The 20155-nt window shown below is 70.8% G+C and carries 19 protein-coding genes; 13 read left to right on the top strand and 6 right to left on the bottom strand.

Going from position 1 to position 20155, the window contains the following annotated elements; genetic code table 11:
• Positions 1–6 precede the first annotated feature (6 nt).
• Positions 7–1155 carry a PQQ-dependent sugar dehydrogenase gene (locus ELQ94_RS05420; protein ID WP_243696879.1) on the bottom strand — a complete coding sequence of 383 codons (1149 nt, stop codon included), beginning with the start codon at positions 1153–1155 and terminating at the stop codon, positions 7–9.
• A gap of 177 nt (positions 1156–1332) precedes the next feature.
• Complete coding sequence (locus ELQ94_RS05415) at positions 1333–2832, bottom strand: PucR family transcriptional regulator (RefSeq protein ID WP_166404665.1); 1500 nt, start codon at positions 2830–2832, stop codon at positions 1333–1335.
• Between the two features lie 73 nt (positions 2833–2905).
• Here ELQ94_RS05415 and ELQ94_RS05410 point away from each other — a divergent pair, with 73 nt between their 5' ends.
• From ELQ94_RS05410 to ELQ94_RS05360, 11 genes are all read left to right on the top strand, one after another.
• The gene (locus tag ELQ94_RS05410; protein WP_127047975.1) at positions 2906–4003 is read left to right on the top strand and encodes a DUF917 domain-containing protein; all 1098 of its coding nucleotides are present in this window, start codon (positions 2906–2908) and stop codon (positions 4001–4003) included.
• A complete protein-coding gene (locus tag ELQ94_RS05405) occupies positions 4000–5631 on the top strand; it encodes a hydantoinase/oxoprolinase N-terminal domain-containing protein (protein ID WP_127047973.1) in 1632 nt (543 codons plus the stop codon). The genes ELQ94_RS05410 and ELQ94_RS05405 overlap by 4 nt, the downstream gene beginning before the upstream one ends.
• Positions 5628–7211 (top strand): ABC transporter substrate-binding protein, encoded by a 1584-nt coding sequence (locus tag ELQ94_RS05400; protein ID WP_127047971.1) that lies wholly within the window; start codon positions 5628–5630, stop codon positions 7209–7211. Before ELQ94_RS05405 ends, ELQ94_RS05400 begins: the two co-directional genes overlap by 4 nt.
• Positions 7212–7214: 3 nt before the next feature.
• Positions 7215–8258, top strand: a complete 1044-nt coding sequence (locus ELQ94_RS05395; protein WP_127047968.1) for an ABC transporter permease — start codon at positions 7215–7217, stop codon at positions 8256–8258.
• Between the two features lies 1 nt (position 8259).
• The gene (locus ELQ94_RS05390; protein ID WP_127047966.1) at positions 8260–10011 is read left to right on the top strand and encodes a dipeptide/oligopeptide/nickel ABC transporter permease/ATP-binding protein; all 1752 of its coding nucleotides are present in this window, start codon (positions 8260–8262) and stop codon (positions 10009–10011) included.
• On the top strand, positions 10008–10796 hold the full coding sequence (locus ELQ94_RS05385; protein WP_127047964.1) for an ABC transporter ATP-binding protein: 789 nt from the start codon (positions 10008–10010) through the stop codon (positions 10794–10796). The genes ELQ94_RS05390 and ELQ94_RS05385 overlap by 4 nt, the downstream gene beginning before the upstream one ends.
• Positions 10793–12304 carry an amidohydrolase gene (locus tag ELQ94_RS05380; RefSeq protein ID WP_127047962.1) on the top strand — a complete coding sequence of 504 codons (1512 nt, stop codon included), beginning with the start codon at positions 10793–10795 and terminating at the stop codon, positions 12302–12304. Before ELQ94_RS05385 ends, ELQ94_RS05380 begins: the two co-directional genes overlap by 4 nt.
• Positions 12304–13167, top strand: coding sequence for an alpha/beta fold hydrolase (locus tag ELQ94_RS05375; protein ID WP_127047960.1), 864 nt, complete (start codon positions 12304–12306; stop codon positions 13165–13167). Before ELQ94_RS05380 ends, ELQ94_RS05375 begins: the two co-directional genes overlap by 1 nt.
• Complete coding sequence (locus tag ELQ94_RS05370) at positions 13160–13804, top strand: FMN-binding negative transcriptional regulator (RefSeq protein WP_127047958.1); 645 nt, start codon at positions 13160–13162, stop codon at positions 13802–13804. Before ELQ94_RS05375 ends, ELQ94_RS05370 begins: the two co-directional genes overlap by 8 nt.
• Positions 13801–15018, top strand: coding sequence for a M20 metallopeptidase family protein (locus ELQ94_RS05365; RefSeq protein ID WP_243696878.1), 1218 nt, complete (start codon positions 13801–13803; stop codon positions 15016–15018). Before ELQ94_RS05370 ends, ELQ94_RS05365 begins: the two co-directional genes overlap by 4 nt.
• A gap of 132 nt (positions 15019–15150) precedes the next feature.
• The gene (locus tag ELQ94_RS05360) at positions 15151–15633 is read left to right on the top strand and encodes an SRPBCC family protein (protein WP_127047956.1); all 483 of its coding nucleotides are present in this window, start codon (positions 15151–15153) and stop codon (positions 15631–15633) included.
• Here the strand turns inward: ELQ94_RS05360 and ELQ94_RS05355 are convergent.
• Positions 15620–16294 carry an SIMPL domain-containing protein gene (locus tag ELQ94_RS05355; RefSeq protein ID WP_127047954.1) on the bottom strand — a complete coding sequence of 225 codons (675 nt, stop codon included), beginning with the start codon at positions 16292–16294 and terminating at the stop codon, positions 15620–15622. The two genes, ELQ94_RS05360 and ELQ94_RS05355, sit on opposite strands and share 14 nt — an antisense overlap.
• Before the next feature lie 48 nt (positions 16295–16342).
• Entirely contained in the window at positions 16343–16813 is a 471-nt protein-coding gene (locus tag ELQ94_RS05350) for a DUF2000 domain-containing protein (protein ID WP_127047952.1), read from the bottom strand.
• A gap of 68 nt (positions 16814–16881) precedes the next feature.
• On the opposite strand from ELQ94_RS05350, the gene ELQ94_RS05345 reads away from it, so the two are divergent.
• Positions 16882–17376, top strand: coding sequence for an Lrp/AsnC family transcriptional regulator (locus ELQ94_RS05345; RefSeq protein WP_243696877.1), 495 nt, complete (start codon positions 16882–16884; stop codon positions 17374–17376).
• A gap of 31 nt (positions 17377–17407) precedes the next feature.
• On the opposite strand, the gene ELQ94_RS05340 is transcribed toward ELQ94_RS05345, so the two are convergent.
• Complete coding sequence (locus tag ELQ94_RS05340) at positions 17408–17983, bottom strand: TetR/AcrR family transcriptional regulator (RefSeq protein ID WP_127047950.1); 576 nt, start codon at positions 17981–17983, stop codon at positions 17408–17410.
• Between the two features lie 24 nt (positions 17984–18007).
• Positions 18008–19117: an NAD(P)-dependent alcohol dehydrogenase gene (locus ELQ94_RS05335; protein WP_127047948.1), complete on the bottom strand. Its 1110-nt coding sequence runs from the start codon at positions 19115–19117 to the stop codon at positions 18008–18010.
• A gap of 270 nt (positions 19118–19387) precedes the next feature.
• Here ELQ94_RS05335 and ELQ94_RS05330 point away from each other — a divergent pair, with 270 nt between their 5' ends.
• On the top strand, positions 19388–20149 hold the full coding sequence (locus tag ELQ94_RS05330) for a DUF1684 domain-containing protein (RefSeq protein WP_127047946.1): 762 nt from the start codon (positions 19388–19390) through the stop codon (positions 20147–20149).
• Positions 20150–20155 lie beyond the last annotated feature (6 nt).

The following is a 20155-nucleotide window of genomic DNA, read 5'->3' as shown; positions in this document are numbered from 1 at the left end:
TGCGCGTCAGGCGGCGGGGGAGAGCGGGATGCGGAGGATGCGGTCGTCGGTCGCGCCGGGATCGCCGCGACCGTCGGTGTTGTTGGTCAGGACCCAGAGCGAACCGTCCGGGGCCTCGACGACGTCGCGGAGCCGGCCGAATTCTCCCGCGAGCTCGTCCGCGGCCTGGGTCGTGTCCCCGAGCGGCACCGTGCGCAGCAGCTGTCCACGCAGGTTGGCGACGAAAACGGTGCCGCCGACGATCGCCATCCCGCTCGGGCTCGCGTCAGCGGGGCTCCACTGCTGCACCGGGTCCACGAACTCCGACCGTCCGACGATGCCCTCCACGACAGGCCAGCCGTAGTTCGCGCCTGGTTCGATCAGGTTGAGTTCGTCCCACGTGTTCTGGCCGAACTCGGTTGCGAACATCGTGCCGTCCTCGGCCCAGTCGAGGCCCTGGACGTTGCGGTGGCCGAGGCTGTAGACGAGGGAACCGGCGATCGGATTGTCGTCGGGAGCGTCGCCGTCGAGCGTCATCCGCAGGATCTTGCCGCCGAGGGAGTCCGTGTCCTGGGCGGAGTCGGGATCGCCGGCGTCTCCCGCCGAGGCATAGAGCATCCCGTCCGGGCCGATCGCGATGCGCCCGCCGTTGTGGGTGCGTGACGACGGGAGGCCGTCGAGGATCGTCTCCGGTTCGTCCGCTGCGAGCGCGCCCGGCTCACCACTCATGTCGAAGCGGTGGATCCGGTTGCCGTCCGCACCCGTCGAATACGCGAAGAGGCGCTCGTCCGCGTCGACCGCGAGACCCAGCAGGCCGCCCTCGCCTCCCGCCACCACGCCCGGCACGGTCGTGATCTCGCGTGCGTCGCCGTCGTCGTCGAGCTCGAGGATGCGCCCGCTGTCGCGCTCGCTCACGATCGCCGTGTCGCCGAGGAAGGCGATCGACCACGGGGCCTCGAGGCCGGTCACGACGTCGACGGGGTCGCCGGAGAGGGCAACCGGTTCGAGGGCGTCGGTCGTCGCGCTGGGGGCGGGCGCCGCCGACGGGGACAACACCGGGGAGGTCACGCTCTCCGGCTCGGCGCTGCATGCGCTCAGGAGGGCGACGACGGCGATGGCGGCTGCCCCTCCTCGCGCTCGTCTGCGGTGGGGGGTGTTCATGGTGCGGCGATCCATGCATCCACGCTACGCAGCGCCAGCGGATCCGGACAGGCCCTGGCGGGGACCCCATCGCGCGTCGGTGTTCGGACGAGCGATCGCCCGGACGCTGCGCGTCGAGAGCGCCACTTCGCTGTCGAGGGCGCCATGTAGAGGTGTAGCCCTCGATCGGGAGTAGGACTTTGGGGGAGGGGGTCAGCGGGGGGAGACGAGGCGGAGGCGGCAGGCCAGTTCGAGGGCGAAGTGGGTGTCGGGGTCGTCGAGGTCGAGGGCGAGGGTCTGCTCGATGCGGCGCACGCGGTAGTTCACGGCGTTCGGGTGGAGGGTGAGCAGTTCCGCGGCCCTCACCAAGGAATTCCGTGTGCTGAGGTAGGCGAGGAGCGTGCGGACCGATGTGTCGGCGCGCTCGGCACCGAGCGCGTCGAGCGGCGAAAGCACGTCGTCGAGCAGGGTGCGACTGAGGGGAGAGGCGTAGAAGTCGAGCAGCACCCGGCGGAGCCCCGTGACATCCGTCGACTCGACCGCGCCGAGGCGTCCGGCGGCCACCGCGGATTCCGCCGCGATGCGCGCCTCCGTCGCCGATTGCCGCAGTCCCGCCGCCCCGCCCTGGGGTGTGCCGAGGCCCACGGTGAAGGTCCACTCCTCGTCGACGAGCACCGCCGCCTGCTGCACGAAGCGCTCGACGACGTCCCGCAATCGTCGCTGGTGGTCGGGCGCGCCGAGCTCCTCGGACGCCACCACGAGCAGGTCGTCGTGGAAGGCGGCCACGTGCCACACCTCGTCCCGGTCGTCGACGAGTTGGAGGGCGCGCAGCTCGAGCGCCGCCACGAGTGACGCGGGTAGGCGGCGGGCCGGTTCGCCCGGCACGCGAGGCGTGAGCCACGCGACCGAGTGCGACAGCTGCACGGGCAGGCCGGCGCGCGCCGCGTCCACGGCGAGACCGTCGATGCGCGACGACTCCGCGAAGAGCAGCTCCACGATGAGGTCGGCGCGCGATCTGACGGGGCCGAAACGGTCCTGCGACTCCCGCGAGGCGGCGCGGGAGAGCACCGACGCGATCACGGGGCGCGCGATCGCCACGGCCGGGTCGTCCCGTTCGGCCACGAGCCGACCGATCGGCACCTCGCCGATGCACACGGCGTCGGCTTCCGTCCAGCGCACACCCGGGACCTCTTCGATGCGCAGGCCCACGCCGAGTGCGGCGCTCGCGGCCTCGAGGATCGCCGAGCGGATGTCCGGGCCCCCGGCATCGGCCGCACGACTCACGGCCTCAATCGCGTGCTCGGCACGGGACAGCGCCCCCGCGGCGCCGCGGCGCACGAGGCGGTCGACGAAGACCGCGAGCTCGCTCGGCGCGGCGTCCGCCGCGAGCACGACGAGCGACCCACGGTGGGCGAGAGTCCGCGAGGTCTCCGAGAGCGTCACATCGTTCATGAGGACGAGGGCGGCGGCGCGGGCCGAGATCGCTCGACGCACGGCGATGTCGATCTGGTACGCCCGAGGGGCGTCGTTCGTCGGCAGGGTGGCGATCACGAGGCTGCCGGGTGCGGCTCGAGCGATGTCGTCGAGCGCGAGCATCTCGACGCCGAGCACCTCGACCCCCTCGGCGTCGCCCGTGAGAACGCGCGCTCCGAATCGGTCGGCCTGCTCCACGACATCGCGTAGGTCGACGCTGTCTCGGGTCAATTGGTCCATCAGCACAGTCTGCCCGTATTCTCCGGTCTCTCGCCACATTGTCGCGAGACGATTCTCTTCCTACTCTCGAAACATGAGCACCACGAGCGAGCCCTTGCGGCTCATCACCCGCGACGACGTGGCCCCCCTCGCCGCGGGCGCCGCCGTCTTCGGCACGGGCGGCGGCGGCGCCGTGCACACCACGCAGCTGTCCGTCGAGACCGCGATCGAGCGGTTCGGGCCCGTCCGGCTCATGACGGTCGACGAGCTCGGTCCCGACGACGCGGTGATCCTGCTCTCGGGCATCGGGGCACCGTCGGTGGGCATCGAGATGCTCGGCGCCACCGCGCAGGTGCACACGCTCATCGCGGAGGTCGAGCGCATCATCGGCCGCCCCGTGACCGCCGTGATGGCGGCCGAGATCGGCGGCAGCAACGGCGTCGCTCCCGTCGGCTGGGCCGCCTCGCTCGGCGTCGCCGTGCTCGACGCCGACGGCATGGGCCGCGCGTTCCCCAAGTCCACGATGATCTCGATGAACGTCGCCGGGCTTGCGAGCGAGTTCGCCGTGATGGGCGACGTGATCGGCAACGTGAGCGTGCTGCGCACCCTCGACATGGAGTGGCTCGAACGCCACGCCCGCGCCTTCACGATCGCCGCCGGCGGCATCGCGATCGGCGCCCACTACCTCCTCACCTCCGAGACGGCGCCCGGCGCGGTCATCGAGGGCACCGTCAGCCGCGCGGTCCACGTGGGACGGCGGCTGCTCGAGTCCGCCGATCCCGTCGTCGACATGGCGGACGAACTCGGCGCCGACGTGCTCGCGGGAGGCAAGGTCATCGACATCGAGCGCCTCACCGAGGGCGGCTTCACGCGCGGTTCCGTCACGATCCAGGGCATCGGCGCCGACCGCGACCGTCTCCTGCGTGTCGAGATCCAGAACGAGAACCTCGTGGTCATCGAGGACGGGGAGATCATCGTGAGCGTGCCCGACTTGATCACGATCGTCGACACCGAGACGGGGGAGGCGATCTCCACCGAGCTGCTGCGCTTCGGACAGCGGGTGAGCGTGCTCGCCTGGCCGTGCGATCCGCTGTGGCGGACGGAACGCGGGCTCGAGCTCGCCGGCCCCCACGCCTTCGGCTACGACCTCGCGTACGCCCCCTTCGTGTCCCGGACGGCGGTCGCCCGATGAGCGCTCGTGACCTCAGCGTCCGTGACCTCAGTGTCGGCATCGACGTCGGCGGCACCAACACCGACGCGGTCGTGCTCGACGACGCCGGCACGGTGATCGCGTGGACCAAGCAGGCCACGACCGTCGACGTCACCGGCGGCATCCGCGCGGCCCTCGCCGCGGTCCTCGCCGACATCGGCTCTCGCCGCGACGACGTCTCCCGTGTGATGCTCGGTACGACCCACGCGACCAACGCGATCGTGCGCCGCCGCGACCTCGGACGCGTGGCCGTCATCCGGCTCGGCGCCCCCGCCTCGACGGACTTCCCGCCTCTCGCCGGCTGGCCGAGCGATCTCCGTGACACGGTGCTCGCCGGGGCCCTCCTCGCGGGCGGCGGTCACCTCGTGGACGGTTACCCGATCTCAGCGCTCGATCTCGACGAGGTGCGTCGCTTCCTCGACGGCCTCGGCGGTCGCGTCGACGCGGTCGCCGTGTGCGGCATCTTCAGCCCGTCGTTCCCCGACCAGGAGCTCGAGGTCGCTGCGGTCGCCCGGGACCTCCTCGGACCCGACGTGCCCATCTCGCTGAGCCACGAGGTCGGCGAGCTCGGTCTCCTCGAGCGCGAGAACGCCACCGTCCTGAACGCCGCGCTCTACCGCGTGGCGCGCGACGTGACGGAGGCCCTCCTCGTGGCCGTCGCCGACGAGCGACTCGACGCCGAGACCTTCTTCGCGCAGAACGACGGCACGCTCATGGCCGTCGAATACGCCGCCCGATACCCCGTGCTCACGATCGGCTCGGGACCCGCGAACTCCATCCGGGGCGCCGCGCGCCTCTCCGGCGCCGAGAACGCCATCGTCGTGGACGTCGGTGGCACGACGAGCGACCTCGGTGTGCTCGTCGACCGTTTCCCCCGGGAATCCACGCTGCCGCGGGAGATCGGCGGGGTCCGCACCAACTTCCGCATGCCCGACATCCTGAGCCTCGGTGTCGGGGGCGGCACGATCGTCGATCTCGCGAACGGCGTGCCCCTGTCCGACTCGGTGGGCCACCGCATCACCGAGCGGGCCCTGCTCTTCGGCGGAGACACCGCGACGCTCACGGACGCCTCTGCTGTGGAATCGCCCGGGACGATCGCCGGCCACGCGCTCCCGCCCCTCGACAAGGCGACCCGCGCGGCACTCGTCGCGGCGCTCTCGGTGGCGCGCGACCGGGTCGAGTCGGCCGTGGAGCGGATGTCCCTCGGACGCACGAACCTGCCGCTCGTCGTCGTAGGAGGAGGTGGGTTCCTCGTCCCGGACTCCGTCTCCGGCGCGAGCGAGGTCTTCCGACCCGAGCGCGGCAACGTGGCCAACGCGGTCGGCGCGGCCATCGCGCTCGCTGGCGGGCGAGCCGACCAGATGTGCGACTACGCCGATCGCACCGCCGCGATCGACTCCGCCAGCCGCCAGGCGATCGACCGGGCCATCCAGGCCGGCGCCGATCCCCGTGCCGTCGAGGTGGTGGACGTGCTCGAGACCCCCGTCTCGTACTCCACCCGACCGACCCTCAAAGTGTCCGTGAAGGCAGCGGGACCGCTCGCCCGGATCGAACAACGCACCGACACCCCTGCACCACCCGTTTCGTACTCGACGAAGGGCACAACATGACCAGGACCGTCCGGGGGGTCGTCGTCACGACGACCGCCATCGCCACCGCTCTCACGCTCAGCGCGTGCGGCACCAGTACCGGGGGAGACCCGAGCGCCGACCCCACGGACTTCGTGTCCGGCGGCACCTTCACGATGGCGATCAACGAGGACCCGGGTAACCTCTCGCCACTCACGGGCGTGAACCTCGCCCAGCGTGCGCTCGTGCCGTTCGGGTACGAGTCACTCGCATACATCAACCCCGAGGGCGAGACCGTGCCGTGGATGGCGGAGAGCTGGGAGGAGACCGGCACCTCGATCACGTACACGCTCAAGGACGGCCTCACGTGCGCCGACGGCACCGAGTTCACGGCGGAGACCGCCGCCGCGAACATCGCCTACCAGTCGAGCCCCGACAACGGCACCTTCTGGTTCGGCTCCAACATCACGGAGGACATGACGGCGACGGCCGACGGCAACGTCCTCACGATCGAGAGCGCGACGAACAACCCGTTCCTGCTCCAGAGCACCGGTGCCGTCGAGATGGTCTGCCAGGCCGGTCTCGACGACCCCGACTCCCTCGCCGACTCCACGAACGGCACGGCGCTCTACGCGCTGAGCAACATCGAGGCCGGTTCCGCGTACACCTACACGAAGCGCGACGGCTACACCTGGGGCCCGGAGGACGTCACGAGTGACACCGAGGGTCTGCCCGACGAGATCGTCGCGCGCGTCGTGGCCGACGAGGCCACCTCGGCGAACCTCCTCATCTCCGGAGAGCTCAACGCCGCGTCCGTGATCGGCGCCGACCGCGAGCGCATCGAGGCCGCGGGTCTCGACTCCGTCGGCATCCTCAACCCGATCGGTCAGATGCTCTTCAATGAGCGGGAGGACCGCCCCACGTCGGACATCCGCGTCCGACAGGCCCTCACCCTCGCGCTCGACCAGGAGTCCATCGGCGAGCTCGTCACCGACGGCAGCTACCTTCCGTCCGTCTCTCTCGTCAACAAGATCCCGCTGACGTGCGTGTCCGATGGCCCCCTGTGGGAGCTGCCCGAGCGCGACCTCGACGCCGCCGCCGACCTCCTCGACGAGGCCGGCTACGAAGCGGGAGCGGACGGCGACCGCGGACTCTCGATCCGCTTCCTGTACGACGGCGGAACACCCACCCACGGCGCGGCGGCCGAAGAGGTGCAGGCCGAGTGGGCCGAACTCGGCATCACGACGGAACTCGTCGCCGAGGACCCGACCGGCTGGTCGACCGACCTCTACCAGACGTACGACTGGGACACGGGATTCATTCAGCTCGCTCCCTCGAGCCCCGTCGTGCTGAGCCTGTTCTTCCTCGGTGAGACGAGCGAGAACGGCGGTTACAACTTCATGGCCGTCGAGAACCCCGAGTACAACGCTCTCGCGGAAGAGGCCTTCACGGCTCCCGACGCCGACACGGCGTGCGACCTGTGGCTCGAAGCGGAGAAGGAGCTCATCGACCGCGTCGACACGTTCCCGCTCGCCGACACGGAGTCGCCCACGTGGCTCAACGGGGCGACCCTCGAGATGCCGGGAAGCATCGCGCCGACCACCATCCGGATGCTGGGCTGACCCATGACGATCCCCCCCGCCCCGACTCCGATCACGGCCGCCCCGACCCCGTCGACGCCCGCGACCGCGGGGCGGGGGGAGCGTCCGCGGCTGCTCGGAGGGTCCCCGCGGCTCGCCTTCGTGCTGCGCCGGCTCCTCCGAGCCGCGGTGTCGCTCGCGATCGTTCTCGTCGCGTCGTTCTTCCTCGTCCACCTCGTTCCGGGCGATCCGGTGCGCGCGGCCCTCGGGCCGACCGTGTCGCCCGAGGCCGTCGAGGCGCTGCGGCGCTCGCTCGGTCTCGATCTCCCGCTCGGTCAGCAGTTCGCGAACTACGTCGGCGGGCTCTTCACCGGCGACCTCGGTGTGTCCGTGTCGTCGCAGCGGCCCGTGGCCGCCACGCTCGCGGAGCGACTGCCGACGACCCTGATGCTCTCGGTGCTCTCCTTCCTCATCGCGGCGGTGGGCGCCTTCCCGATCGGCGTCGCCACGGCGGTCTCGGCTCGCGGCGGACGCCGACGGGCCGTCGACCTCGGCGTCTCCGGTTTCCTCGGCATCCTCATCGCGATCCCGAACTTCCTGCTTGCGGTCCTCCTCATCTCGATCTTCAGCGTGGGGCTGCAGGCCTTCCCGCCCGCGGGCTGGGGACAGCCGTCGCAGGTCGTGCTCCCGGTCATCGCGCTCGCGATCGGTCCGCTCGCCTACCTCGCACGCATCGTGCACGTCGAGATGCTGCGGGTGCTCGACGAGCCGTACATCACGACCGCGCGGAGTAAGAGGCTCCCGGGTCGTGTGCTCTACCTGCGCCACGCTCTGCCGAACATCGTCGCCGCGTCGCTCACGGCCGGCGGTGTGGTGCTCGTCGGTCTCGTGGCCGGCACCGTCCTCATCGAGACGGTCTTCGTCATCCCGGGCATCGGGTCGACGATCGTCTCGTCCATCACGACGAAGGACTACCCGCTCATCCAGGGTGTCGTCCTCGTCTACGCGGTCCTCGTGCTCGTGGCGAACCTGGTCATCGACCTCGCGCTCGCCGTCCTGGATCCGCGCTCGACGATCGCCGAGGCCTGACATGCGTACCCGCTTCGTTCGAACACTCCTCACGCCGCAAGGCGTCGCCGTCTCGATCGGTGTGCTCGTCGTGATCGCCGCGACGGTCTTCGGCCCGATCCTCTTCGGCGATGCCGCGAGCGCCCGCGACATTGCGTCCCGTCAGCAGGGCGCGAGCCTCGCGCACCCCTTCGGCACCGACGAACTCGGCCGCGACCTCTTCGCGCGAGTGGTCGTCGCGACCCGCGTCTCTGTGCTGCTCACGCTCGGAGCGACGGGGATCTCCGTCCTGGGAGGTGTGCTCGTCGGCGTCATCGCCGCGGTGCTCCCGTCGCTGGCCCGGCGGGCCGTGAACGCGTTCATCGACATCCTGCTGTCATTCCCCTGGCTGCTGCTCGCTCTCTTCTTCTCCGTCATCTGGGGCACGACGGCGACGGGCGCGATGCTCGCGGTCGGCTTCGCCGGGATCCCCGTGTTCGGGCGTCTCGTCTCGACGCTCGCCTCGAGCGTCGCTGGCAGCGACTTCGTGCACGCCGCCCGCATCCTCGGCAGCGGTCCTCTGCGGACCGCGACGCGACACGTGCTGCCGAACATCCTTCCGCCGCTGCTCGTCAACATGGCGGTGCACGCGTCCGTCACGCTCCTGTCGTTCGCCGCACTGTCGTTCCTCGGTCTCGGCGTACAGGCGCCCGAGTACGACTGGGGACGTCTGCTGAACGAAGGGTCCCGACGCATCTACGTCGACCCGATGGCCGCGATCGGCCCCGGTATCGCGATCGTGCTCACGGGAGTGGTGTTCTCCCTCCTCGGAGAGCTCTTCAGCGAGCGCCGTCGCAACGCCCCGCTACGCGCCGTGCGTCGCCGCACCCGCGCCGAGACGCGGGCGATCCCCGTGGTCTCGGACACCGAGCCGGTTGCGCGCGCCTCCGACCTCCGGGTCTCGTTCCGGACGGAGGACGGCGGGCTCGTGGAACGCGTGCACGGAGTGACCCTCTCGATCGATCCCGGCGAGGTCGTCGGCATCGTGGGGGAGTCGGGCTCGGGAAAATCAGTCACGGCGATGGCGATCGCCGGACTGCTCGGACCGGACTCGCTCGTCGAGAGCGACGAGCTCCGCTTCCGCGGCATCGACATGACGGTCGAGCCGACGGCGGCGGAGCGGCGTCGCCTCGGCCTCGAGCAGGCCATGATCTTCCAGGACCCGCTGAGCTCCCTCAACCCGTCGCTCTCGGTGGGACGGCAGCTGCGTGAGGTCAGCGAGATCCACGGCCGGGTGCCGCGGCCCGCAGCGCTCAAGCGCGCCGTCGACGCCCTCAACCTCGTCCGGATCCCGGACCCGGAGCGCCGGCTCGGTCAGCTGCCGCACGAGTTCTCGGGCGGCATGCGTCAGCGGGCGATGATCGCGATGGGCCTCATGGGGTCGCCGCGGCTCATCATCGCCGACGAGCCCACCACGGCGCTCGACGTGACCGTGCAGCGGCAGGTGCTCAGGGCATTGCGCGACGCGCAGCGGTCGACGGGGGCGGCGATCCTCCTCATCTCGCACGACATCGCGCTCGTGAGCGGATTCTGCGACCGCGTCATCGTGATGCGCGACGGCCGCATCGTCGAGGAGCTCGCTGCCGACCGCCTCGAGGACGCGCGACACCCGTACACGCGCGGCCTCATCGCGTGCGTTCCCGACATGGCGACGAACCGCGCTCTGCCGCTACCCGTCATCCCCACAGACACCGCCGCGACCGCCGTGGCCGAATCCCCGGAGGTGCGCACATGAGCGAACTCGAATTCCGCGCGGTGAGCGTGCGGTACGGCCACGGCCGGGCCGCGCAGCTCGCCGTCGATGCAGCCGACCTCGTCGTGCGCGACGGCACCACCCACGGGCTCGTGGGCGAGTCCGGTTCGGGCAAGTCCACGATGGCGCGCATCGCCGTGGGCCTCACGCCCGTGAGTGGCGGGTCGATCCTGCTCGACGGCGTCGACATCACCGACCGAGCGCCCGCCTCACGGCTCGCCCGACGTCGGGTGCAGATGGTGTTCCAGGACCCGTTCAGCGCCCTCGACCCCCGGATGCCGATCGGCTCGTCGATCGCCGAGGGGCTCCTCGCGACGGGACGCCGCTCCTCCCGGCTCGACCGCGAGGCCCGCGTGCACGAGCTGCTCGATCGCGTGCACATCGATCCGCGCCGGGCGGGGGAGTCGCCCTCGGCATTCTCCGGCGGTCAGCGCCAGCGGATCACGATCGCCCGCGCCCTCGCGGCGGAACCCGCCGTGCTCATCGCCGACGAGATCACCTCGGCCCTCGATGTCTCCGTCCAGGGCGTCGTGCTCAACCTGCTCCGCGAGCTGCAGCAGGAGCTCCACCTCACGATGCTCTTCATCTCCCACAACCTCGCGGTCGTGCGGTACGTGAGCGACGAGGTGAGCGTGATGCGCGCCGGCCGCATCGTGGAGCACGGCGGGACCGAGACGGTGCTCGCGCACCCGGAGGACCCGTACACGCGCGAGCTGCTGCGGTCCGTGCCCGTCATGGGCGAACCCCTCGAACTGGAGGACGCATGACCACCGCCCCCGTATCCCGTGCCGGAGCGCCCGGCCCGCTCGTCCTCCGCGACGCCCGACTCCTCGGGGTCGCCGAGCCCCGCGACGTGCTGCTCTCCGGCGGTCTCGTGTCGCGCGTCGGGCCGGCCGGCTCGATCGAGGCGGCCGGGGTCCCGGAGTTCCGCCTCGACGGACGCTACCTCGCCCCGGGGCTCTGGGACGCCCATGTGCACTTCACGCAGTGGGTCGTGCGCCGCGAGCGCGTCGACCTCGCGCCGGCGGGAAGCGCGGCCCAAGCGGTCGCGATCATGCGTGCCGCGCTCCCCGTCTCGGACGCCGACGTCGTCGTGGGCTACGGGTTCCGCGACGCGCTCTGGACGGACGCCCCGACGCGCGCCGCCCTCGACGCGATCGCCCCCGATCGCCCGATCATGCTCATCAGCGGCGACCTCCACTGCGGGTGGTTGAACTCCGCAGCCGGACGTCACTACGGGCTCGACCTGCCGGAGGACGGCGTGCTCCGCGAGACCGAGTGGATCGGCGCCCTCGGCGTGCACGACCGTGGCACCCAGCCGAACCACGAGGCGTATGCCGCCGCCGCTCGGGCCGCCGCCTCCCGCGGGGTCGTCGGCATCGTCGAGTTCGAGAACCAGGACAACGCCACGATCTGGCCGGATCGGGTGGCGGCGGGAGTGGACTCCCTGCGTGTCGAGGGCTCCGTCTGGCCTGATCGGCTCGACGAGGCGATCACACGCGGCCGTCGCACGGGCGATGTGCTCGACGAGGAGGGCCTCGTCACGTTCGGCCGCCTCAAGATCGTCGTCGACGGCTCGCTCAATACTCGGACGGCTCACTGCTGGGCACCCTATCCGGGGCTCGACCCCGCTGACCCCGACTCCTATGGTGTGCAGAGCGTGACGCCGGAGCGGCTCGTCGAGCTCCTCCGCACCGCGCACGCGAACGGCATCCTGCCGGCTGTACACGCGATCGGTGACCAGGCGAACACCGCCGTGGTCGATGCGTTCGAGGCCCTCGGGATCGCGGGTGTCGTGGAGCACGCACAGCTCGTGGCCGAGGACGACTTCGCACGATTCGGATCGCTCGGGCTCACCGCGAGCGTGCAGCCCGAGCACGCGATGGACGACCGCGACGTGGCCGACCGGCACTGGCACGGACGCACCGACCGGGCGTTCGCGTTCCGCTCGCTGCACGACGCGGGAGCGACCGTGCACCTCGGCTCCGACGCGCCCGTCGCGCCGCTCGATCCGTGGATCGCGATCTCCGCCGCCGTGTCGCGATCGCGCGACGACCGCGACGCGTGGCACCCCGAGCAGAACCTGCCGGTGGACCTCGCGCTCTCGGCGAGCACCCGCGGCCGCTTCACCGTCGCCGCGGAAGAGGTCGCCGACCTCGTCGTCCTCGACGCCGATCCGCTCACCAGCCCCCCGGACGCGCTGCGCGAGCTGCACGTCGCGGCCACGCTCCTCGGCGGCCGCTTCACCTGGAACGACCTGGGGGACCCGCGCTGATGCCCGAGACCACCGTGGACGACGTCCGCATCCACTTCGAGGTGCTCGGGGACGACGCGGCCGAACCGCTCGTGCTCATCGGGGGCGGGTCGACGCAGCTCATCGACTGGCGGGACGAGTTCTGCGCGCTCCTCGTGGCGGAGGGCTTCCGCGTCATCCGCTTCGACCATCGCGATACCGGGTTGTCGCAGCGCTTCGGCGGGGTCGACGCCGTCGACGGCGGTTATTCGGTCGCTGACGCGGCCGGGGACGTCCTGCGCATCCTCGACACGCTCGGGCTCGACTCCGCCCATCTCGCCGGCCACTCGATGGGCGGGATCATGGCGCAGTACCTCGCCATCGACCACCCGCAGCGCGTCCGGAGCATGGCGATCCTCTCCGCGATCCCCGGGCTCGATCCCGCCTACCTCGCGCCGTCGGAGATCGCCGTGGGGGCGGGCGAGCCCGTGTCGTTCCCCGCTCTGCCCCGGGAGGAGGCGATCGAGCAGTTCGTCGCGTACCAGCGCTCCATGCACGTCACCTCTCACCCGTTCGACGAGGACGACGAGCGCCGCCACGCGGCCCGGCAGATCGAGCGGGGTTACGAACCGAACGGCTTTCAGCGCCACGGTGCCGCCCTGCGGCGCGCCGACGACCGCCTCGAGCGTCTCCGGCGCGTGATCGTACCGACAGTCGTCGTGCACGGCCGGCTCGACCCGCAGTTGCGACCCCTCGCGGCCGAGCTCACGGCCGAGGCGATCCCCGGGGCCGAACTCCACCTCATCGAGGACATGGGTCACCGACTCGAGCGGGCGCTCTGGCCCGAGTACGTTCGGATCATCACCGCAAATGCCCGCCGCACCCAGGAGACTCCTCATGCGTGAGAACACCGACTACGCACTCACGCGGACGGAGGATGCGAAGGCGCTCATCCGCGCATCTCCCTGGGCCACGATGATCAGCGCGACGAGCGCGGGTCCCGTCGCCTCGCACTACCCGTTCATCCTCGACGAGCAGGACTCCGACGATCCGGACGCGATCACGCTCGTCTCCCACGTCGGCCGACCCGACGAACGGCTCCACGAACTCGGTTCCCACGAACTGCTCGTGGTCTTCTACGGCCCGTCCGGCTACATCTCGCCGTCCTGGTACGAGGTGGATCCGGCCGTGCCCACGTGGGACTTCGCCACGGTGCACGCGCACGGTGTGCCCGAGATCCTGAGCGACGCCGAGAACCTCGCGGTGCTCGAACGGCTCGTCGACCACTTCGAGGATCCCCTCCCGAATCCGTTCCGGATGCGCGGCACCCTCGCGACGTCCGCCTACGCCGAGCGGATCGTCGCCGGCACCGTCGGCTTCCGGCTCCGTGTCACGCGCTTCGAGGGCAAGGAGAAGATGAGCCAGGACAAGCCCGTCGAGGTGCTCGAGCGCGTCGTCGCGGCCCTCGACCGGCCGGGGCCGTATGAGAACCCGGAGCTCGCGGCCCGCATCCGTCTCGTCAACGGGCTGCGCACCTCGTGACGGGCTCCTTCGACGCGGTCTCCCTCGACGCGGTCTCCTTCGACGCAGCAGGGATACTCGACGATCTCGTCGCCGTGCGGCGGCGCTTGCACACGATGGCCGAGACGGGTCTGCACCTGCCCGAGACGCAGCGCGCGCTCCTCGGCGAGCTCGAGGGCCTCGGTCTCGAGATCACCACCGGCGACGCTCTCACCTCCGTCACGGCCGTTCTGCGCGGCGGCCGGCCCGGTCCCGTGGTGCTGCTCCGCGCCGACATGGACGCGCTCCCGGTCCGTGAGGCGACCGGTCTGCCGTTCGCGAGCACGACCGGTGCGATGCACGCGTGCGGGCACGACCTCCACATGGCGGGACTGCTCGGCGCCGTCCGGCTGCTCCACGCCCGCCGCGCGGAGCTGCCGGGCGCCGTCGTATTCATGTTCCAGCCGGGGGAGGAGGGCTTCGCGGGCGGTCGGGTCATGATCGAGGAGGGTGTGCTCGATGCGGCGGGGGAACGACCCGTCGCGGCCTACGCCGTCCACGTCGACTGCGTCACGCAGGCCGAGACCTTCGTGACGCGCTCCGGCCCGATCATGGCGAGCGCGAGCGGCCTGCGCGTGCGCGTCGTCGGCACGGGTGGTCACGCCGCGTGGCCGCAGCACGCGATCGATCCCGTGCCGATCGCGGCGGAGATCGTCCTCGCCTTCCAGTCGTTCGTGGCCCGCCGCGTGCCCGCGACCGACCCGGCCGTCGTCTCGGTCACGCGGATCGAGACCGATTCCGCGGCCGCGAACGTGCTCTCGGCGAGCGTCGTCCTCGAGGCCAACATCCGCACGCTCTCGCGCGAGACCTTCGCCCTCGTGAGGGAGCGGCTGACCGCTCTCGCGCACGGCATCGCGACAGCCCACGGGGCGACGGCCGAGGTCGAGTACATCGACTCGTACCCCGTGACGGTCAACGATCCGGCGGAGACGGCATTCGTCTTCGAGGTGCTCGACGAGCTCCACGGTGCCGAGCGCGTGGTGCGGCTCCCGTCGCCCTCGATGGCGTCGGAAGACTTCGCCTACGTACTCGAGGCGGTGCCGGGCACTCTCCTCTTCCTGGGTGCGCAGCCCGCCGAGGTGCCCGCTGCGGGAGCACCCGGCATGCACTCGGAGAATGCCGTCTTCGACGACTCCGTGCTCGGCATCCAGGCCGAGGCCCTCGCCGAGCTCGCCTGGCGTCGCCTCCACGCCTGACCCCGGTTCCTGTCGGCCCGCTGTCGTGCCCGCTCTCGCCCCACCCGCTCCGCTCGGTGAAGCGCGTGCGGATACGCGCGGCGCGTGCGTGCGGGAGGTGGGGGAGATCCAGGCGGGTGGCAGGATGGGCGGGTGCCCGTCGTCGAGTCCCGCCTCACCGTCCCCGTCGATCCCGCGACGGCCTTCGCGGTGTCCCAGACCACCGGCGAGATCCGGCTCCGATGGGATCCGTTCATCCGTCGGCAGCGTTTCCTCGACGGCGCGACGGTCGCCGCGAAGGGCGTGCGGACCGAGACCGTCCAGCGCTTCGGACTGCGCATGGTGACCCGCTATGTGTCCTACAACCCGCCGACGAACGTCGGAATGGCCATGCTGGAGGGGTCCTGGTTCTTCGAGAAGTTCGGAGCCGGCTGGCGTTTCAGCCCGGATCCGCTCGACGCCGGGCGAACCCTCGCCGTGTGGCGCTACAACTTCTCGTGCACGCCGCGCTGGCTCGCGCCGATCGCCGAGCGTATCGGTGCGCTCGTCCTGCAGCGGGACATCGATCGCCGGATCGAGGGCTTCGCCCGCGGCTGCGCCGACCCCGTGGTGCTCGAGGCGGTCAGGCGGCGCTGAAGCGTGCGTGGACCTTGGCCGAGATGGTGATGTCCTCCGGCTTGAGGTCGAGCCCGCTCGCCGCTGCGTCGGCCTTCATGGAGCGCGACATGGCCACGCCGTTACTCGGCGCCGCCGGCCGTGTCTCGTCGCCGAGCATGCCCGGGTCCGCGAGGGCGAGCGGCCGGAGCGTCGAGAGCCCGAGGCTGTGAGCGTAGCTCGACGCGCGTTCCGTCGCGTCGAGCACGGCGCGGTGACGGGCATCCGCTGTGAGGCGCGCCTTCGTCACCTCTGTGAGCGCCCAGTCGATCCCGGTGATCGTGACTCCGTCGATCGTCGCGAGCCGTTCCACCCAGTCGGCGAGCCGCGCGAAGTCGCGGAACTTCACCTCCATGAGGACGGCGGCGTGGTAGACGAGCGGGAGCTGCTTGCCCTGGTTGTTCCACGGCTTCTCGCTCCAGACCTGCAGGCGATCGGCCGACCACCACGTGGCGGGTCCGTTGGCCGGATCGGCGGCGAGCTGCTGAGCCTCGCCGGCGATGGCCGCCTGCAGCTGCGTCGTCCGTGCGACGACCGATGACCGGTCCCCGCCCTGGAATCCGGCGGTGAGTCGCACGGTTCCGCGCTCGGCCGGGTGGTGGTGATCGAAGCCGCCCTCGACGGTGATGATCGTCTCGCTCATACTCGCCAGGCTAGTCCGCCCACCCTCCGCCTCACACCCGGTGGAATGTCAGGGGAGGAGGGGGAGGCTGCCGACGAGACGGTCGACGCGGTTCCGGGGGCCGACGATGCTGACCGCGAGGAGGTCGAGATGCGCGGTGTCGGTCTGCGACATTTCCCGGACGTAATCGTCGTAGACGCGCGTCGCCTGCCCGAGCGCCGGCATGTCCGCGACGAAGACGTCGGCGGAGGATGCGGCCTTGCGCGCGATGGTTGCGAGCTGGTCGCGCGTCGCGGCGAGGATCGTGCAGCCGGTCCAGGGCAGTCCCGGGTGGGCGCGGCCGTCGGCATCGCGCACGTCCGGACCGAGGAGACCCGTCACGGCGTCGGTCGTCGGTGCCGCGAGGCACACCGCGGCGTTCGCCGCCCGCCCGGCGGGGAGCTCGGCGTCGACCGCGATGACCCACTTGAGGCGGACGGCGCGTGTGGAGAGGGACAGGTCGATCTCGTCGGGCGAGAAGCCGATCGTTGCGGTGTTCATGTATCTAGCTCCTCATGCGTCCGACAACCGCGCAAGCTTTCCGTATTTCATCAGGTTACGATGCTCATATGCCTGATATCGACGAACTGGACGCGGCCATTCTGGCCGTTCTGCAGCACGATGCGCGGACGTCCAATCGCGACGTCGCGAACGCGATCGGCGTCTCGCCCACGACCGCCCTCGACCGGACCCGGGCGCTGCGCGACGCCGGGGTCATCCGTGGCGCGTCCCTCGACCTCGATCTCGCCGCGATCGGCCGCCCCGTCCAGGCCCTCGTTGCCGTGCGCATCCGGCCACCGTCCCGATCCGTCATCGAGGCGTTCCGCGATTGGGTGAGCGGCCTGCCCGAGACGCTCGGCGTCTTCGTGACCACGGGAGAGGCGGACTTCATCGTGCACGTCGCCGTCGCGGACAATGACGCTCTCTACGCCTTCGTCATCGACCGTCTCACGAGTCGCGAGGAGATCGCGGATGTGAAGACCTCCGTCGTCTTCGAGCACCTCCGCCGCTCGGTCGTCGAGCCGCACCCGGACGCCGTGGTCCCCGTCCGACGTCGCGGCTGAGGAGAACCGCGGCGCGGTGAGGGCACGCCATTCAGTAGCGCGGCCACCACGGCGGCATCTGGTCGCGTACGCCGATCGCGTAGGCGGCGGTATCGGTGTCGTCGAGCGACGCCCACGCCTCGACGGACGCGGCCAGGGCGCCGGCGGCGAAGGGGACGGCGATGCGACGATCGACGTCGCGGGCGACGCCGAGAGCCGTCCAGATGTCGAGCGCGATGTGGAGTCGACGTGTCATGAGCTCGGCGAGGTGTCGACGGAGGAGCGCCGAGGCGTTCGCGTCGAGGGCCACGCGGAAGAGCGCACGATCGCGGCCGACGACCTCGAAGCCGCTCTCCAGCGTCGCCTGGAAGGCGCGGGCGACGTCTTCGACGGTGGCATCGGAGTCGGGGTGCACGTCGAGCTGCTCGTCGATCTCCTCGGTGAGGAGCCCGGCGAGCAGCTCGGCGACGCTCGACGCGTGCGTGTAGAACGTCGTGCGTTGTACGCCCGCCGCGCGGCACAACGACGCCACGGTGACCTCGTCGAGAGCATGGGTCGCGAGCGACTCCCGCAGCGCGTCACGCAGAGCGGCGACGGTGCGGGCGCTACGGGGGTCGGGTGCGCGCATGCGATCCAGGCTAGACGGCCCCGACTAGACGGGCATCGTCAGTACGGCCTTGACCGCCGCGCCCGACTGGGTGTCGGCGATCGCGGTGTCGATGTCGGTGAACGGGTAGGTCGTGACCATGCGATCGAACGGGAAGTCGCCAGCGGCGTGCATCGCGAGCAGACGCGGGATGAAGACCTGCGGCACCGAGTCGCCCTCGATCGCGCCGATGATCGTCTTCCCGGAACCGGAGACGAGACCGAGCGGGATCGTCGCGTCGGGCTTCGGCACGCCCACGAGGGCGATCGAGGCACCGAAGCTCGTCGCGGCGACGAGCTGGGCGACGACGGCGGGGACCGCCGTCGTGTCGACCGCGTATGGCGCGCCGACACCGTCGGTGATCGCGAGGATCTCGGCCTCGACGTCCGCGGTCCGGCCGTTGATCGTGTGGGTCGCGCCGAGCTCCGTCGCGAAGGACAGGCGCTCGTCGAGCACGTCGAGGGCGATGATGGTGGTCGCCCCCGCAGCCTTCGCGGCCATGATGGCGGAGAGGCCGACGGCGCCGGTTCCGGCCACGACGATGGTCGATCCCGCGGGCAGGGCGAGCGTGTTGAGGACGGTGCCCGCGCCGGTCTGGATACCGCAGCCGAGCGGTCCCACGAGTTCGAGGGGCACGCCGTCGTCGATCTTGACGGCGTTGCGAGCCGCCACGATGGCGTGCGTGGCGAAGGAGGACTGGCCGAAGAAGGAGCCGCGCACGTCGTCGCCGTCGGCTGCGGTCATCGTGCGTGAGCCGTCCTCGCGGACTCCGCCCATGTTGAGCAGCATGAAGTTGCGGCAGTAGGCCTCGCGCCCGACCAGGCAGTTGGAGCAGTGTCCGCACGAGGCGAAGGAGATGGCGACGTGGTCGCCCTTCTCGAGTCCGGTGACACTCGAACCGACCTCTTCGACGACGCCCGCACCCTCGTGGCCGAGGACCATGGGGAGCTGCGTCGGGATGTGGCCGTGCACGACGGCGAGGTCGGTGTGGCAGAGGCCGGTCGCGACGATGCGGACGAGGACTTCGTCCGGCGTGATGTCACCGAGGACGACGTCTTCGAAGACGAACGGTCCGTCGACCTCGTGGAGGACGGCGGCGTGGGCTGTGGTGGTCATGTGGTGCCTTTCTCGGGTGGAGTGGTTCGCTCGCGGCGCCCGGATCGGCGTCACATCGGTGGGACCTCCTTCGAGCGTACGCGCATTTTTCGACACCTGTCGATAAATCTTCCCGCCCATCTCCCGTGAGGTGTCGCAGACTGTCGGCCTTCCGGCCGGACAGGCAACAGATCGCGACACCTCAGGGAAGGTGGGCGGGGTGGGAATGTAAGACAACGTCATGGAGTTACCGGACAGCGTCTGGTTTCTGATGGAGTGGAGCACGTGGTCATGGGTTCAACGGTCGAGAGCACGACGCACGACGAGGCGATCGCCGCGTACGAGGTGTGGAAGACGCATCGTCGCGCCGCTGTGACGGCGCCGCTCGGCAACCTCGCACTCGTCCTCACCCACTGGAGCCCCGCCGGCGCTCCCGCCGTCTCCGACGAGGAGGCCCGCGCGGGACAGCCGGCCGATGCCGTGCTCACCCGCCTCCGGCGCACCGACATCGACTCGGGCGAACCGCAGGAGGGCTACCGCATCTGGCGTGCCGATTCTCCCGCCAACGCGGCCTTCGAGGAGATCGAGTCCTACGATTACGACCCCGCCTGGGTGCTCTCCGGTCGCTTCGAACTCGTCGACGAGCAGCGCGTCGTCCCGTTCGAGCACATCAAGGACGACGGCGCCACGCGTGCCCTCCCCGTCTCGGGCGACCTCGTCTTCGAACTCGACGGCACCGAATACCGCTTCGCCGCCTTCGATACGAACCACGACGGCCACTCCAGCCTCCAGCTCGTCTTCGGCGACGCGACGAACGGTCGCGAGAGCTACGGCGCCGGTCGCTTCCTCTTCCTCGATCACCCGGGCGCCTCGGGCGAGCTCGCGCCGGGCGAGAGCCTGCCGATCGAGATCGATTTCAACCGAGCCATCGTGCCCCCGTGCGGCTTCTCCAACCAGATGAACTGTCCGCTCCCGCCGCTGCAGAACCGGCTGCCCGTCCCGCTTCGCGCGGGGGAGAAGCGAGTGCGCTTCTCGGAGGGCTTCTCGATCTGACGGACT

The organism is Labedella endophytica (assembly GCF_003990045.1).
GTDB classification, from domain to species: domain Bacteria; phylum Actinomycetota; class Actinomycetes; order Actinomycetales; family Microbacteriaceae; genus Labedella; species Labedella endophytica.
This window is presented reverse-complemented; position numbering and strand designations above follow the sequence as displayed.

What these genes read in the sequence shown, in the direction of transcription:
- ELQ94_RS05420 (WP_243696879.1), bottom strand. Translation starts at nt 1,155, where the DNA reads ATGGATCGCCGCACCATGAACACCCCCCACCGCAGACGAGCGCGAGGA.
- ELQ94_RS05415 (WP_166404665.1), bottom strand. Translation starts at nt 2,832, where the DNA reads ATGGACCAATTGACCCGAGACAGCGTCGACCTACGCGATGTCGTGGAG.
- ELQ94_RS05410 (WP_127047975.1), top strand. Translation starts at nt 2,906, where the DNA reads ATGAGCACCACGAGCGAGCCCTTGCGGCTCATCACCCGCGACGACGTG.
- ELQ94_RS05405 (WP_127047973.1), top strand. Translation starts at nt 4,000, where the DNA reads ATGAGCGCTCGTGACCTCAGCGTCCGTGACCTCAGTGTCGGCATCGAC.
- ELQ94_RS05400 (WP_127047971.1), top strand. Translation starts at nt 5,628, where the DNA reads ATGACCAGGACCGTCCGGGGGGTCGTCGTCACGACGACCGCCATCGCC.
- ELQ94_RS05395 (WP_127047968.1), top strand. Translation starts at nt 7,215, where the DNA reads ATGACGATCCCCCCCGCCCCGACTCCGATCACGGCCGCCCCGACCCCG.
- ELQ94_RS05390 (WP_127047966.1), top strand. Translation starts at nt 8,260, where the DNA reads ATGCGTACCCGCTTCGTTCGAACACTCCTCACGCCGCAAGGCGTCGCC.
- ELQ94_RS05385 (WP_127047964.1), top strand. Translation starts at nt 10,008, where the DNA reads ATGAGCGAACTCGAATTCCGCGCGGTGAGCGTGCGGTACGGCCACGGC.
- ELQ94_RS05380 (WP_127047962.1), top strand. Translation starts at nt 10,793, where the DNA reads ATGACCACCGCCCCCGTATCCCGTGCCGGAGCGCCCGGCCCGCTCGTC.
- ELQ94_RS05375 (WP_127047960.1), top strand. Translation starts at nt 12,304, where the DNA reads ATGCCCGAGACCACCGTGGACGACGTCCGCATCCACTTCGAGGTGCTC.
- ELQ94_RS05370 (WP_127047958.1), top strand. Translation starts at nt 13,160, where the DNA reads ATGCGTGAGAACACCGACTACGCACTCACGCGGACGGAGGATGCGAAG.
- ELQ94_RS05355 (WP_127047954.1), bottom strand. Translation starts at nt 16,294, where the DNA reads ATGAGCGAGACGATCATCACCGTCGAGGGCGGCTTCGATCACCACCAC.
- ELQ94_RS05350 (WP_127047952.1), bottom strand. Translation starts at nt 16,813, where the DNA reads ATGAACACCGCAACGATCGGCTTCTCGCCCGACGAGATCGACCTGTCC.
- ELQ94_RS05345 (WP_243696877.1), top strand. Translation starts at nt 16,882, where the DNA reads ATGCCTGATATCGACGAACTGGACGCGGCCATTCTGGCCGTTCTGCAG.
- ELQ94_RS05340 (WP_127047950.1), bottom strand. Translation starts at nt 17,983, where the DNA reads ATGCGCGCACCCGACCCCCGTAGCGCCCGCACCGTCGCCGCTCTGCGT.
- ELQ94_RS05335 (WP_127047948.1), bottom strand. Translation starts at nt 19,117, where the DNA reads ATGACCACCACAGCCCACGCCGCCGTCCTCCACGAGGTCGACGGACCG.
- ELQ94_RS05330 (WP_127047946.1), top strand. Translation starts at nt 19,388, where the DNA reads ATGGGTTCAACGGTCGAGAGCACGACGCACGACGAGGCGATCGCCGCG.